This window comes from Jidongwangia harbinensis (assembly GCF_020216025.1).
GTDB classification, from domain to species: domain Bacteria; phylum Actinomycetota; class Actinomycetes; order Mycobacteriales; family Micromonosporaceae; genus Actinoplanes; species Actinoplanes harbinensis.
Genome location: NZ_JAIWNC010000044.1, coordinates 1 through 12,905 on the forward strand (window position 1 = coordinate 1; position 12,905 = coordinate 12,905).

A 12,905-nucleotide genomic window follows, 5' to 3' on the forward strand; every position below is an offset into this window, starting at 1 on the left:
CAACCACCGCCGACGCCACTCAGCACTGGGCTACCGCAGCCCCGCCGACTACGAACGAACCCTGGAAACCGTTACGCTGCAGCAGAGCGCGGCATAACCCGGTGTCCACATCCCGGGGGGAAGCTCAATGCTGCCCCCGAGCAGCTTCTGGCCGCTCCAGCCGTCCGCCGGGCTCCAGTAGTTCTCGGCCAGCTGCCCGCCCGCGTTGTAATGCACCTGCACGTTCTGGTTGTGCGGGTTGACGAAGACCGTCGGGCTGCCGCTGACCGTCCCGCCCAGGTGATGTTCGCCGGACCACGTCCCGGTGGACGGGGTCCAGTAGTTCTCCGCGAGCTGCCCGTTCGCGTTGTAGTGGACCTGGACGTTCTGGTTGGTCGGGTTGACGACCGCGTACGGGTGGCCGGTGATGCCGCCGCCCAGCGGGTTCAGCCCCGACCAGCCGTCGGTCGGGCTCCAGTAGATCTCGGCCAGCTGCCCGCCGGAGTTCACGTACACCTGGATGTTGCCGTTCGCCGGATTGCGGATCACCGACGGCGCGCCGGTGATCGCGATGCCCAGGTCGTGGCGGACCCAGCCGTCGGTCGCGTTCCAGTACGTCTCGATCAGCCGGCCGTTGGCGTTGTGATAGACCTGCACGTTGCCGTTGGCCGGGTTGATCACCGCCGACGACTGGCTCACCGCGGTGTCGCCGGCCACCGGGGGCTGCCCTCCGGGATACCAGTGACCGGGGCGGTCCGGGGTGGTGAACCAGGTGGTCTGCTGGCGCGCGCCGGCCCAGGAGAACGCGAAGTGCACATGGTTGGTGTGGCAGCCGCCCGGCGATCCGTCACACGGATAGTCGTTCCACCGCTTCGCCGAGCTGGTCCACAGGCTGATCGACTTCCGGTTCCAGATGATGTTCCCGATGCCGAGGCGCCGGGCCATCGCGTGCGGGTTGCCGGCCGCGTCCGTGGCGAGCAGCCAGTCGAGCACCGTCTGGACCGTGGCCGCCTGGTTCGGATCGCCGGCCTGGCGCATCCAGTCCCAGGCCCGGCCCTCGCCGTGCTCGTATCCGGAGCAGGCGAAGATGCCGCCGTTCGTGCCGCCGATCCGACTCATGATCATGTCGCGGAACTCCCGTACCCCGGGCTGTTCCACCCGGGACAGACAGCCCGGATCCACGTACTGCTGGTACGGATCGACCGCCGGTTCCGCGTACGCCGGTGTGCCGACCGCCAGGGCCGCGAGCAGTGCCGTGAGGAACACGGCCATTCGTCTTTTCATGATGAACCCCCGTCGATGCGTCGGAGGTTCTGTCTACCGGCCGATGGGTTGTCTTGCTTCCGCTCGACCGGTTCAGACAACTGTTCAGACAGCGCCGGACAACGCGCTCCCGGTGAGGTGCGCGCGCAGGAAGTCCAGCGCCCGGGCCTCGTCCAGCACGGCGCCGCCCTCGTGGCCGTTGTACTCCCAGACCACGATCTCGCGCGGTCCGGCGTACGCCTGGAAGGCGGCGTACACGGTGGACGGCGGGCAGGTGGGGTCCATCAGCGCCACCGAGAACAGCGCCGGCGCGCCGGCCCGCCGCGCCAGGTTGACGCCGTCGAAGTACGCGAGCGTGCGGTGCACCTGCGCCACGCTGCCGCGGTGGATCTTCAGGTAGTCGGCGATCTCGCGGTACGGGTACGAGTCGGTGATCCGGGTGGCACGCGGGAAGTCGCACAGGAACGGTACGAACGCCACGGCCGCCGCCAGGTCCGTCCGCAGTCCCGCGACCGCCAGCGCCAGACCGCCGCCCTGGCTGCCGCCGAGCACCGCGATCCGGGCCGGATCGACCTGGGGCAGCGACCGGGCCGCGTCCACCGCGCGCACCGCGTCGGTGTAGAGCCGGCGGTAGTAGTAACTCGCCGGATCGAGAATGCCCCGGGTCATCACGCCGGGCACCTGCGGCCCGGCCGGCGCCGGGTCCGCGGTGTCCCCGGTGCTCCAGCTGGCGCCCTGGCCGCGGGTGTCCATGTGCAGGTGGGCGAAGCCGGCCGAGGCCCAGAGCAGGTTCTCCAGGGTGTGTCCGCGGCCGCCGCCGTAGCCCACGTACTGCACCACGGTGGGCAGCGGGCCGGTCCGCCCGGCCGGTACCCGCAGCCAGGCGCGCACGTCCTGGCCGGCGTAGCCGCGGAACGTCACGTCGTACGTCGTGATGGTGGTCAGCCCGGTGGCCACCTCGCTCAGCCGTACGTCGATGTCATGCCCGGCGGCCTCGGCCAGCGTGCCGGCCCAGAAGTCGTCGAAGTCCGCCGGTACGGTCTGGGCGCTGCGGTAGGCGAGCAGCTCGGGGCCGGAGAGGTCGGTCAGCACAGGGGGTCCTTTCCCGGGGCACGGTGCACCCCATCATGATCCCTGGTCAGAATCCGATCGGCAGCCCGGCGTAGTTCTCCGCCAGACCGGTCGCTCCGGCCTCGCTGGACGTCACCCACCGCAGCTGGGACAGCTGGAGCTGGGCGTCGAAGTCGTCGCCGCTCGCGTGCAGCATCGTGGTCATCCACCAGGAGAAGTGGGTGCACCGCCAGACCCGGCGCAGCGCGTCCGCGGAGTACCGGTCGGCCAGGGTGGCGTCCTTCTCGCGCAGCAGCGCGATCAGCGCCGGGGCGAGCAGCCCCACGTCGGCGACCGCCAGGTTCAGCCCCTTGGCGCCGGTCGGCGGCACGATGTGCGCGGCGTCGCCGGCCAGGAACAGACGGCCGTGCCGCATCGGGGTCTGCACGAAGCTGCGCATCGGCAGCACGCTCTTGTCGGTCACCGGGCCCGGGGTCAGGGTCCAGCCGTCCTGCCCGTGGCCGAGCCGCACGGCCAGCTCGTCCCAGACCCGGTCGTCGGGCCAGTCGGCCAGGTCGGTGCCGTTCGGGACCTGCAGGTAGAGGCGGCTGACGGTGGGCGACCGGAGCGAGTGCAGGGCGAAACCCCGCGGATGCCATGCGTAGATCAACTCGTCGGTCGAGGGCGCCACGTCGGCGAGGATGCCGAGCCACGAGTACGGGTAGGTCTTCTCCCAGGTGCGCCGGACGCCGTCCGGGATCGCGTGGCGGCTCGGCCCGAACGACCCGTCGCAGCCGACCACCACGTCCGCGTTCAGCCGGCGGGCCACCCCGTCGGCGTCCCGGAAGGTGACGTACGGCCGCTCGGTGTCCACGTCGTGCAGCGTGGTGTCGGTGATCTCGTAGATCGCCTCGTGACCGGCCGCCACCAGGTCCTTCTGCACCTCGGTCTGGCCGTACACCCAGACGCTGCGGCCGGTCAGGTCGACGAAGTCGAGGTGGTGCCGCTCCCCCGGCCACTGCAGGTAGATGCCGCGGTGCTCGAAGCCCTCCGCACGCAGCCGGTCGCCGAGACCCACCGAGTCCAGCAGCTCGACGGTGGAGTGTTCCAGGATGCCGGCCCGGATCCGGGACGCGACGTACTCCTGCGACCGGGTCTCCAGCACCACCGCCTCCACCCCGCCGCGCCACAGCAGATGGGCGAGCAGCAGGCCGGCCGGGCCCGCGCCGATGATGGCGACCTGGGTTCGCATCCGGTCAGCCAACGGCCCGGCCGCCGCCGGAGCAAGGCGGCCGTTCCGCTGGGCGGAAGATCAGGCCGCCAGGGTACGCCCGATGCCGCGCGCCGCCACCTGCAGCGCGGACACCAGGCGGGTCCGGTCCCGGCGCAGCCCGGCCACCACGAAACCGAGCGCGGCGACCACCGCACCGCCGCGGTCCCGCACCGGCACCGCCACCGAGCAGGCGCCCAGGCTCATCTCCTCGCTGGTGGTCGCGTACCCGTCGCTGTGCACCCGGCGCAACTGGTCGAGCAGGCGGCCGGGCTGCGTCACGGTGTACGGCGTGATCCGCTCCAGCCGGCCCAGCACCGCGGACCGCACCTGCTCCGGCGCGTACGCCAGCAGCACCTTGCCGACGCCGGTGGCGTGCATCGGCAACCGGGAGCCCACCTGGCTGACCACCGGCACCGACGCGTGCCCGGACACCCGTTCCACGTACAGCGCCGTGGTGCCGTCCCGGACCGCCAGGTGCACCGTCTCCAGCGTGGCGCCGTACAGGTCGTGCAGGAACGGCGACGCGGCATGGCGCAGCCCGGTCTCCACCGGCGCCAGCAGACCGAGGTCCCACATCCGCCGGCCCACCACGTAGCCGCCGGACGGTTGCCGGGCCAGGGCGCCGTGCCGGACCAGCTCGCCGACCAGCCGGTGCGCGGTGGCCAGCGGCAGCCCGGCCCGCCCGGCCAGCGCGGTCAGCGTCAGGCACCGATGGTCCTCGTCGAACGCCGCGAACAGGTCCAGGACCCGGGAGGTGACACTGACCTGCGGCCGTGAACTGTTCCCTGCCACCGGAGTCCTTTCGCTGAACGGAAGTCGAGTGTCGCTCGCATCCGGCCCGCTGCCTAGCCTGGCGGGGTGATGGAGAAGCAGGCGGCGATCAGCGCGGAGATCGCGACCATCGAGGCGGCGGACGCCGGCACCGGCACCGCGCAGCCGCGACTGGACTACCCCCCGTACCGCAGCACCCTGCTCCGGCACCCCACCAAGGACCCGCACCACGCCGACCCGGAGACCATCGAACGCTGGGCGCCGTGCTTCGGTCACCAGGACGTCGGCGAGCTCGAGGCGGACCTCACCGTCCAGCACGCCGGGGTGCCGATCGGCGAGCGGATGGTGGTGACCGGCCGGGTGACCGACGGCGACGGCCGGCCGGTGGCGCACCAGCTGGTGGAGATCTGGCAGGCGAACGCGAGCGGCCGGTACCTGCACAAGCGCGACCAGCATCCGGCGCCGCTGGACCCGAACTTCACCGGGGTGGGCCGGTGCCTGACCGACGCGGACGGCACCTACCGCTTCGTCACGGTCAAGCCGGGCCCGTACCCCTGGCGCAACCACCTCAACGCCTGGCGGCCGGCGCACATCCACTTCTCGGTGTTCGGCACCGCGTTCACCCAGCGGCTGATCACCCAGATGTACTTTCCCGGCGACCCGCTGTTCGCCCTGGACCCGATCTACCAGTCGATCACCGATCCGCGGGCCCGGGAACGGCTGGTGGCGGCGTACGACCACGACGTGACCTCGCCGGAGTGGAGCACCGGCTACCGTTGGGACATCGTGCTGACCGGCAGCCACCAGACCCCGCTGGAGCAACCGTGACCACGCCGGGACAGACCGTCGGGCCGTTCTTCCACTACGCGCTGCCGTACCCGCGCGGTGCGGAACTGGTGCCGCCCGGCTCGCCGGGCGCGATCCGGCTGCACGGGCACGTCGTCGACGGCAACGGCGACCCGGTCCCGGACGCGCTGCTGGAGCTGTGGCAGGCGGACCCGGACGGACGGGTGGTCCGGGCCGGCGGGTCGTTGCGGCGCGACGGCTGGACGTTCACCGGCTGGGGCCGGGCCGCCACCGACGCCGCCGGGCACTACTCGTTCGCCACGCTGCCGCCCGGGCCGACCGAGCCGGGACGCGCGCCGTTCTTCGCGCTGACCGTGTTCGCCCGCGGGCTGACCGACCGGCTCTGCACCCGGGCCTACCTGCCCGGCGACCCGGCCGCGCTGGCCGCCGATCCGCTGCTGTCCGGCCTGCCGGCGGAGCGCCGGGCCACCCTGATCGCCACCCCGGACGACCGGGGGCTGGTGTTCGACGTCCGGTTGCAGGGCGCACGGGAGACGGTGTTCCTGAGCTTCCCCGGCCGTCGATGAGCGATCTGCTCTGGCCGGGTGACGACCGCTGCGGCGACCTGTTCTCCGACCCGGCGGTGCTGGCCGCCATGGTGCGGGTCGAGGCGGCCTGGCTGCGGGCGCTGGACGGGCCCGGTGACGACCTGGAGAAGCTGCTGCACGCGGGCGACGCCGCCCGGATCGCGGCCGCCGCCGAGTCCGGCGGCAACCCGGTGATCCCGCTGGTGGGCCTGCTGCGGGACCGGCTTGCCGAGCGCCATCCGGCCGCCGCCGACCGGCTGCACCGGGGCCTGACCAGCCAGGACGTGCTGGACACCGCGCTCGCGCTGTGCCTGGCGGACACCGTGGCGCACCTGCGCCCGCTGTTCGCGCGGCAGATCTCCGCACTCGCCGGGCTCGCCGCCACGCACCGCGGCACGGCGCTGGCCGGCCGCACCCTGACCCAGCACGCGGTGCCGATCCCGTTCGGGCTCAAGGTGGCCGGCTGGCTGGGCGGCGTGCTGGACGCCCGGGACCAGGTGCGGGCCGCGGCGGCGCTGCCGGTACAGCTCGGCGGCGCGGCCGGCAGCCTGGCCGCGCCGGTCGCGGTGACCGGCTCGCCGCGGGCCACGCTCGACCTGGTCGCGGCGGTCGCGGCCGACCTCGGGCTGGCCGCCGGCCCGCCGTGGCACACCCGCCGGGCGCCGTTCACCCGGATCGCGGACGCGTTCGTCGCCTGCACCGACGCCTGGGGGCGCCTCGCCAACGACGTGCTGGTCGGCGCGCGGCCGGAGATCGGCGAGCTGGCCGAGGCGGCCGGCGGCGGTTCCTCGACCATGCCGCAGAAACGCAACCCGGTGCTGTCCGTGCTGATCCGCCGGGCCGCACTGGCCGGGCCGCCGCTCGCCGCGACGCTGCACGCGGCGGCCGCCGCCGCGGTCGACGAGCGGCCGGACGGCGCCTGGCACGTCGAGTGGGCCACGCTGCGCACGCTGGCCCGGCGCACGGTGACCGCGGCCGCCCAGACCGCCGACCTGCTGACCGGCCTGCGGGTGGACCCGGACCGGATGGCCGCCACGCTGGCGTCGGCCAGGCCCGGCATCGACGCCGAACAGCGGCGGATCACCGGCGGCACGGGTACGCCGTACCGGGGCGCGGCCGACGAGATCATCGACGCCGTGCTGCAGCGCGCCGGGGAGCCGTGGTGACCGCTCCCGCCCTCACCGCCGTCACGCTGGCGGACGCACCCGGCCGCCCGCTGCTGGTCGTCGGCCCGTCCCTGGGCACGTCGGCGGAGACGCTCTGGGGCCGCTGCGCCGCCGAACTCTCCGGCCGCTTCCACGTGGTCGGCTGGGACCTGCCCGGCCACGGGCGCACCCCGGCGGCGGCCGAACCGTTCACCGTCGCGGACCTGGCCGCCGCGGTGGCGCGGCTGGTGGACCGGCCCCGCTTCGCCTACGCCGGGGTGTCCGTCGGCGGCGCGGTCGGCCTGCGGTTGCTGCTGGACGCGCCGGAGCGGGTGGAGTCCGCGGTGCTGCTCTGCGCCGGCGCCCGGATCGGCGAGCCGGCGTTCTGGCGGGTCCGCGCCGCGGAGGTCCGCCGGCACGGCACGTCGATGCTGCGCGAGGGCTCGGTGCAGCGCTGGTTCGCCGCGGGCTTCGCCGACCGCGAGCCGGCCACCGCGGACGCGCTGCTGGGTGTGCTGGCCGCCGCCGACCCCGAGGGGTACGCCGCGGTGTGCGAGGCGCTCGCCGGTTTCGACGTCCGCGACCGGCTCGGCGACATCACCGCACCGGTGCTTGCCGTGGCCGGTGCCGAGGACGTCGTCACGCCGCCGGAGTCGGCGGCCGGCCTCGCCCGCGGCGTCCGCAACGGCCGGCAGGTCACGCTGGACGGGGTGGCACACCAGGCCCCGGCGGAGTCCCCGGCCCGGGTCGCCGCGCTGATCCGCGAGCACCTGGAGTCGCCCGGCATGTCCACCCGGCGGGCGGTGCTCGGCGACGCGCACGTGGACCGCGCGGTCGCCGGCACCACCGCGTTCACCGCCGACTTCCAGGACCTGATCACCCGGTACGCCTGGGGCGAGATCTGGACCCGCCCCGGGCTGGACCGGCGCAGCCGCTCACTGATCACGCTGACCGCGCTGGTGGCCCTCGGGCACACCGAGGAGTTCGCCATGCACGTCCGGGCCGCCCGCACCAACGGGCTCACCGCGGACGAGATCTCCGAGCTGCTGCTGCAGACCGCGATCTACTGTGGCGTACCCGCCGCGAACACCGCCTTCCGGATCGCCCAGCGCGTCCTGGCCGACCTCGACGAGGAGACTCCGTGAGCCGATCGTTCCTGTACGCCGCCGCCCGGACCCCGTTCGGCCGGTTCGGCGGCGCGCTCGCCGAGGTGCGCCCGGACGACCTGTCCGCGATCGCCGTCACCGGGCTGCTCGCCCGTACCCCGGCACTGGACCCGGCCCGGATCTCCGACCTGGTGTGGGGCAACGCGAACGGCGCCGGCGAGGAGAACCGCAACGTGGGCCGGATGGCGGTGCTGCTCGCCGGCCTGCCCACGTCCGTGCCGGCCACCACCGTGAACCGGCTCTGCGGATCCAGCCTGGACGCCGCGATCATCGCGTCCCGGGCGGTGGACACCGGCGACGCCGACATCGTGGTGGCCGGCGGCGCGGAGTCGATGACCCGGGCACCGTGGGTGCTGCCCAAGCCGTCCCGCGGTTACCCGGCGGGACACCTCGCCGCGGTCTCCACCACGCTGGGTTGGCGGCTGGTCAACGACCGGATGCCGGCCGAGTGGACGGTGTCGCTGGGCGAGTGCAACGAGCAACTGCGGGAGAAGTACGGCATCTCCCGGGACCGCCAGGACGAGTTCGCGCTCCGCTCGCACCGCCTGGCCGCGGCGGCCTGGGCGGACGGCTTCTACGACCCGCTGACCGTCGCGGTGCCCGGCACCGACCTGACCCGGGACGAGAGCATCCGTGCGGACACCACGCCGGAGAAGCTGGCCGGGCTGAAGCCGTCGTTCCGGGCCGACGGGACCATCACGGCGGGCAACGCGTCGCCGCTGAACGACGGCGCCGCGGCCGTCCTGATCGGTTCCGAGGCGGCGGCTGCGGCGATCGGCACCGCGCCGCTGGCCCGGATCGCCGGACGTGCCGCGTACGCCGTGGATCCGGTGTTGTTCGGTTTCGCGCCGGTGGAGGCCGCCGAGGCCGCGCTGCGCCGGGCCGGCATCGGCTGGTCCGACGTCGGCGCGGTCGAGCTGAACGAGGCGTTCGCGGTGCAGTCGCTGGCCTGCGTCGACGCCTGGGGCGTGGACCCGGACCTGGTGAACACCAGCGGCGGCGCCATCGCCATCGGCCACCCGCTCGGCGCGTCCGGTGCGCGCATCCTCGGCACCCTGGCGCACGTGTTGCGGGAACGCCGGGAGCGCTGGGGCGTCGCGGCCATCTGCATCGGCGTGGGGCAGGCGCTGGCCGTGGTCCTCGAGAACGTGGCGGGCTGATGGGCAAGGTGATGCCCGGCCCGGCCGAGGCGGTCACCGGCGTCGGCGACGGGGCCACCGTGCTGATCGGCGGCTTCGGCCTGGCCGGCATGCCGGTGCACCTGGTCGACGCGCTGATCGGCCTCGGCGTGGGCGACCTGACCGTGGTGAGCAACAACGCCGGCAACGGCGACACCGGCCTGGCCGCCCTGCTGGCCGCGGGCCGGGTCCGCAAGGTGATCTGCTCGTTCCCGCGGCAGGCCGACTCGTACGTCTTCGACCGCCTGTACCGGGCCGGCAAGATCGAACTGGAGGTCGTCCCGCAGGGCAATCTGGCCGAGCGGATGCGCGCGGCCGGCGCCGGGATCGGCGCCTTCTACTGCCCGACCGGCGTCGGGACCCCGCTTGCCGACGGCAAGGAGACCCGGACCATCGACGGCCGGGAGTACGTGCTGGAGTACCCGATCCACGGCGACGTGGCGCTGATCGGGGCGCACGCCGGCGACCCCCTCGGCAACCTGGTCTACCGCAAGACGGCCCGCAACTTCGGGCCGGTGATGGCGACCGCGGCCACGGTCACCGTCGCGCAGGTGACGCACCTGGTGGCGGTCGGGCAGCTCGACCCGGAGGCCGTGGTGACCCCCGGGATCTACGTCGACCGTCTGGTGGAGGTGGGCCGGTGACCGGCACGGTGGAGCACCCGGACCGGCCGCCGCTGGACCGCGACGAGATGGCCCGGGTGGTGGCCCGCGACATCCCGGACGGCGCGTACGTGAACCTCGGCATCGGCCAGCCCACCGCGGTCGCCGACCATCTCGACCCGGCCCGCGGCATCATCCTGCACACCGAGAACGGGATGCTCGGGATGGGCCCGCCGGCGGTCGGCGACGACGTCGACCCGGACCTGACGAACGCCGGCAAGCAGCCGGTCACCGAGCTGCCCGGGGCGGCGTACTTCCACCACGCCGACTCGTTCGCGATGATGCGCGGCGGTCACCTCGACGTCTGCATCATGGGCGCGTTCCAGGTGTCCGAGCGCGGCGACCTGGCGAACTGGCACACCGGCGCGCCGGACGCGATCCCGGCGGTGGGCGGCGCCATGGACCTGGCCATCGGCGCCAAGGAGGTCTTCGTGATGATGGCGCTGTTCGCCCGGGACGGCACGCCGAAGCTGGTGCCGCGGTGCACGTACCCGCTCACCGGCCTGGCGTGCGTGAGCCGCGTCTACACCGAGCTGGCCACGTTCCGGGTGGGCCCGGACGGGGTCCGGGTGGTGGAGACGTTCGGGACCACGGTGGCCGAACTGGCGCGGCGGGTGCCGGTCATCCATCGATTAGCATGATTGGATGACGCTGGTCCCCCGTACCGCACGCCTGGGCGCCGCACTGCTCGCCGCCGCCCTGGCCACCACCGCCGCACCGCCGCCGGCCCAGGCCGCACCGGGCGTACCCGTCATCGCGCACACCGCCGGACGGGTCCAGTTCGACGGCACGTCCACCGCCCGGTACAGCTGGCCCGGCGTCTACTTCGAGGGCGTGTTCCACGGCACCGGCGTCGGGATCGTGCTGAACGACGCCGCCGCCGACTACGACGTGCAGATCGACGGCGTCACCGTGGCCACTCTGGTGGCTCCCGGCCGGATCACCCACCGGGTCGGCGGCCTGGCCGACGGCGTACACCGGGTGCGGCTGGTGAAGCGCTCGGAAAGCCCCTGGGCGACCAGCGAGTTCGGCGGCTTCGTCGCGGAGCCCGGCGGCGCGGTCCCGCCCCGGCCGGCCCGGCGCACCCGGCAGATCGAGTTCATCGGCGACTCCTACACCGCCGGGTACGGCAACCTCTCCGCCACCCGGGACTGCACCGGCGACGAGGTGCACCGCACCACCAACGCCGACCTGAGCTTCGGCGCCCTCACCGCGCGCCGGCTGAGCGCCGACTACCAGATCAACGCGTTCTCCGGCCGCGGCATGGTGCGCAACTACAACGGCGGCGAGCCCGGCACCGACTACCGCACGTACTACGACCGCGCGCTCCTCGCCGTCGACGGCGACGTCTGGCGCCGGCCGGCCCACTGGCGCCCCCAACTGGTCGTGATCGGGCTCGGCATCAACGACTTCTCCACCCCGGTGCGCGAGGGCGAACCCTGGACACCGGAGTCGCTGCGGGCGGCGTACCGGACCGCGTACCACGGCTTCCTCGACAAGCTCCGCACCCGGTACGGCCCGCTGACCACGATCGTGGTCAGCGCGACGGCCGTGTCCGGCAGCACCGCGCTCGCCGAGACGACCGAGCAGATCGTCCGGGAGCGCAACGCCGCCGGCGACGACCGGGTCCGTTACTGGTACTACGACAGCGCCGGACTCGACTACGCCGGCTGCCACTGGCACCCGTCCCGGCAGGACCACGAGATCATCGCCGGCCGGCTCGGCGACCTCGTCGCCACCCTGCCGCTGGACTGGTGACGGCGCCCTCCGGGGCTAGACCACGACGACCCGGGGCAGCGGAAACCCGTTGAACTGGGAAGCATAGGCGGCGGTATAGGCGCCAGTCGATCCGACGCTCAGCACGTCGCCCTCCCGCAGTCCTTCGGACAATGGCACGTCCCGGGCGAAAGTATCCTGGCTGTCGCACGTCGGCCCGGTCACCTGGAAGGCGCGGCGGCGTTCGTCGGCACGCGAGTCGCGGACCGGGTAGCGCAGATTCCCGCCGGTTTCCAGCACCTCCATCATCCCGTTGAACACGCCAAGATCGGTGTGCGCGAACCAGCCGTTCGGCCGCCGCGCCACACCGATGACCGTGCATCGGAACGTGCCCGCCTCGGCTACCAGACAACGGCCCGGTTCGGCGTACACCTCGACCGGATACGGAAGCTCGGCGACCCTTTTCGAGACGACGTCACCGAATAGCGCGAGGGACGGCACCGGTTCGTCGTACACGGCCGGGAAGCCGCCGCCGATGTCCACCATTTCCAGCCGGATACCGTCCCGCTGCAATCCGGCGAGCAGCGTCGCGACATCCGCCAGCGGCCCTTCCAGTGCGGCCGGCTCGAGCGTCTGCGACCCCATGTGGAACGTCACGCCGTACGGCACCAGCGACAGATCCCGGGCCAGCCGCAGCAACTCCCGGGCGGTGCCCGCGTCCACGCCGAACTTGCCCTCGCTGGGCACCACGCTGTCCCCACCGCCGGTCGCCAGGCGCACGTACACACAGCTGCCCGGCGCCTCGTCGGCCACCCGGAACAGCTCCTCCACCGAATCCACGGCAAACCGGTAGACCCCGGCGAGGGCGGCCTCCCGGGTCTGCCGCCGGGCCCGGACCGGGTTGCTGAAGAGCAGATCCGCCGGGCGTACGCCGATGGACGCGAGCGTGCGCACCTCGGCGACCGAGGCCACCTCGAACCCGCTGCCCGCGTCCCGCAACACCCTTAGCACATCCTTGTCCGGATTGCATTTCGTGGCATAGCAGGCCCGTACTTGCGGGAAGGCATTGCAAAACTCGTCGAAAGCGGCAACGATTCGAGCCGCGTTCATTTCCAGCACCGGCGTTCCGTCGGCGTCCTGATCATCGGGCGACGCCGGAACGGGCGAGGCAACGGCGCAGCGCAAATCTGCAACTTGCAATGGAAGCCCCTTACTGGCAGTGGCGACTTCAAAGCCGAGAGTACACGGGGATTGAGCTAGGTCAAATAGTCCGCGCTCGATTCCATGACACCGGCACTGACGTCGAAAAACGCGAAGCATGCGCGTTTC

The 12,905-nt window shown here is 73.2% G+C and carries 13 protein-coding genes; 8 read left to right on the top strand and 5 right to left on the bottom strand.

Annotation, left to right across the window (positions count from 1 at the left end):
- Positions 1-48: 48 nt before the first annotated feature.
- From LDL48_RS36470 to LDL48_RS36485, 4 genes are all read right to left on the bottom strand, one after another.
- A complete protein-coding gene (locus tag LDL48_RS36470; protein WP_225259719.1) occupies positions 49-1,263 on the bottom strand; it encodes a VldE C-terminal domain-containing protein in 1,215 nt (404 codons plus the stop codon).
- Positions 1,264-1,347: 84 nt separating this feature from the next.
- Positions 1,348-2,334, bottom strand: coding sequence for an acetylxylan esterase (locus LDL48_RS36475; protein WP_225259720.1), 987 nt, complete (start codon positions 2,332-2,334; stop codon positions 1,348-1,350).
- A gap of 46 nt (positions 2,335-2,380) precedes the next feature.
- A complete protein-coding gene (locus LDL48_RS36480) occupies positions 2,381-3,544 on the bottom strand; it encodes a 4-hydroxybenzoate 3-monooxygenase (protein ID WP_225259721.1) in 1,164 nt (387 codons plus the stop codon).
- A gap of 60 nt (positions 3,545-3,604) precedes the next feature.
- The gene (locus LDL48_RS36485) at positions 3,605-4,357 is read right to left on the bottom strand and encodes an IclR family transcriptional regulator (RefSeq protein ID WP_225259722.1); all 753 of its coding nucleotides are present in this window, start codon (positions 4,355-4,357) and stop codon (positions 3,605-3,607) included.
- A gap of 69 nt (positions 4,358-4,426) precedes the next feature.
- Between LDL48_RS36485 and pcaH the strand changes: the two genes are divergently transcribed.
- From pcaH to LDL48_RS36525, 8 genes are read left to right on the top strand one after another with little or no spacing between them, the layout of a single operon-like run.
- Positions 4,427-5,164: a protocatechuate 3,4-dioxygenase subunit beta gene (pcaH, locus tag LDL48_RS36490; RefSeq protein ID WP_225259781.1), complete on the top strand. Its 738-nt coding sequence runs from the start codon at positions 4,427-4,429 to the stop codon at positions 5,162-5,164.
- Entirely contained in the window at positions 5,161-5,709 is a 549-nt protein-coding gene (gene pcaG / locus LDL48_RS36495; protein WP_225259723.1) for a protocatechuate 3,4-dioxygenase subunit alpha, read from the top strand. Before pcaH ends, pcaG begins: the two co-directional genes overlap by 4 nt.
- Complete coding sequence (locus LDL48_RS36500; RefSeq protein ID WP_225259724.1) at positions 5,706-6,875, top strand: lyase family protein; 1,170 nt, start codon at positions 5,706-5,708, stop codon at positions 6,873-6,875. Before pcaG ends, LDL48_RS36500 begins: the two co-directional genes overlap by 4 nt.
- The gene (gene pcaDC, locus LDL48_RS36505; RefSeq protein WP_225259725.1) at positions 6,872-7,999 is read left to right on the top strand and encodes a bifunctional 3-oxoadipate enol-lactonase/4-carboxymuconolactone decarboxylase PcaDC; all 1,128 of its coding nucleotides are present in this window, start codon (positions 6,872-6,874) and stop codon (positions 7,997-7,999) included. Before LDL48_RS36500 ends, pcaDC begins: the two co-directional genes overlap by 4 nt.
- Entirely contained in the window at positions 7,996-9,180 is a 1,185-nt protein-coding gene (locus LDL48_RS36510; RefSeq protein WP_225259726.1) for a thiolase family protein, read from the top strand. The genes pcaDC and LDL48_RS36510 overlap by 4 nt, the downstream gene beginning before the upstream one ends.
- On the top strand, positions 9,180-9,842 hold the full coding sequence (locus tag LDL48_RS36515) for a 3-oxoacid CoA-transferase subunit A (RefSeq protein WP_225259727.1): 663 nt from the start codon (positions 9,180-9,182) through the stop codon (positions 9,840-9,842). Before LDL48_RS36510 ends, LDL48_RS36515 begins: the two co-directional genes overlap by 1 nt.
- The gene (locus LDL48_RS36520; protein WP_225259728.1) at positions 9,839-10,501 is read left to right on the top strand and encodes a 3-oxoacid CoA-transferase subunit B; all 663 of its coding nucleotides are present in this window, start codon (positions 9,839-9,841) and stop codon (positions 10,499-10,501) included. The genes LDL48_RS36515 and LDL48_RS36520 overlap by 4 nt, the downstream gene beginning before the upstream one ends.
- 4 nt (positions 10,502-10,505) lie before the next feature.
- Entirely contained in the window at positions 10,506-11,618 is a 1,113-nt protein-coding gene (locus LDL48_RS36525) for an SGNH/GDSL hydrolase family protein (protein ID WP_225259729.1), read from the top strand.
- Between the two features lie 15 nt (positions 11,619-11,633).
- Here the strand turns inward: LDL48_RS36525 and LDL48_RS36530 are convergent, their stop codons facing one another.
- Entirely contained in the window at positions 11,634-12,686 is a 1,053-nt protein-coding gene (locus LDL48_RS36530) for a type III PLP-dependent enzyme (protein ID WP_225259782.1), read from the bottom strand.
- Positions 12,687-12,905 lie beyond the last annotated feature (219 nt).

Coding starts and splice junctions, on each gene's coding strand:
- LDL48_RS36470 (WP_225259719.1), bottom strand. CDS start 1,263: ATGAAAAGACGAATGGCCGTGTTCCTCACGGCACTGCTCGCGGCCCTG.
- LDL48_RS36480 (WP_225259721.1), bottom strand. CDS start 3,544: ATGCGAACCCAGGTCGCCATCATCGGCGCGGGCCCGGCCGGCCTGCTG.
- pcaH (WP_225259781.1), top strand. CDS start 4,427: ATGGAGAAGCAGGCGGCGATCAGCGCGGAGATCGCGACCATCGAGGCG.
- LDL48_RS36500 (WP_225259724.1), top strand. CDS start 5,706: ATGAGCGATCTGCTCTGGCCGGGTGACGACCGCTGCGGCGACCTGTTC.
- LDL48_RS36515 (WP_225259727.1), top strand. CDS start 9,180: ATGGGCAAGGTGATGCCCGGCCCGGCCGAGGCGGTCACCGGCGTCGGC.
- LDL48_RS36525 (WP_225259729.1), top strand. CDS start 10,506: ATGACGCTGGTCCCCCGTACCGCACGCCTGGGCGCCGCACTGCTCGCC.
- LDL48_RS36530 (WP_225259782.1), bottom strand. CDS start 12,686: ATGAACGCGGCTCGAATCGTTGCCGCTTTCGACGAGTTTTGCAATGCC.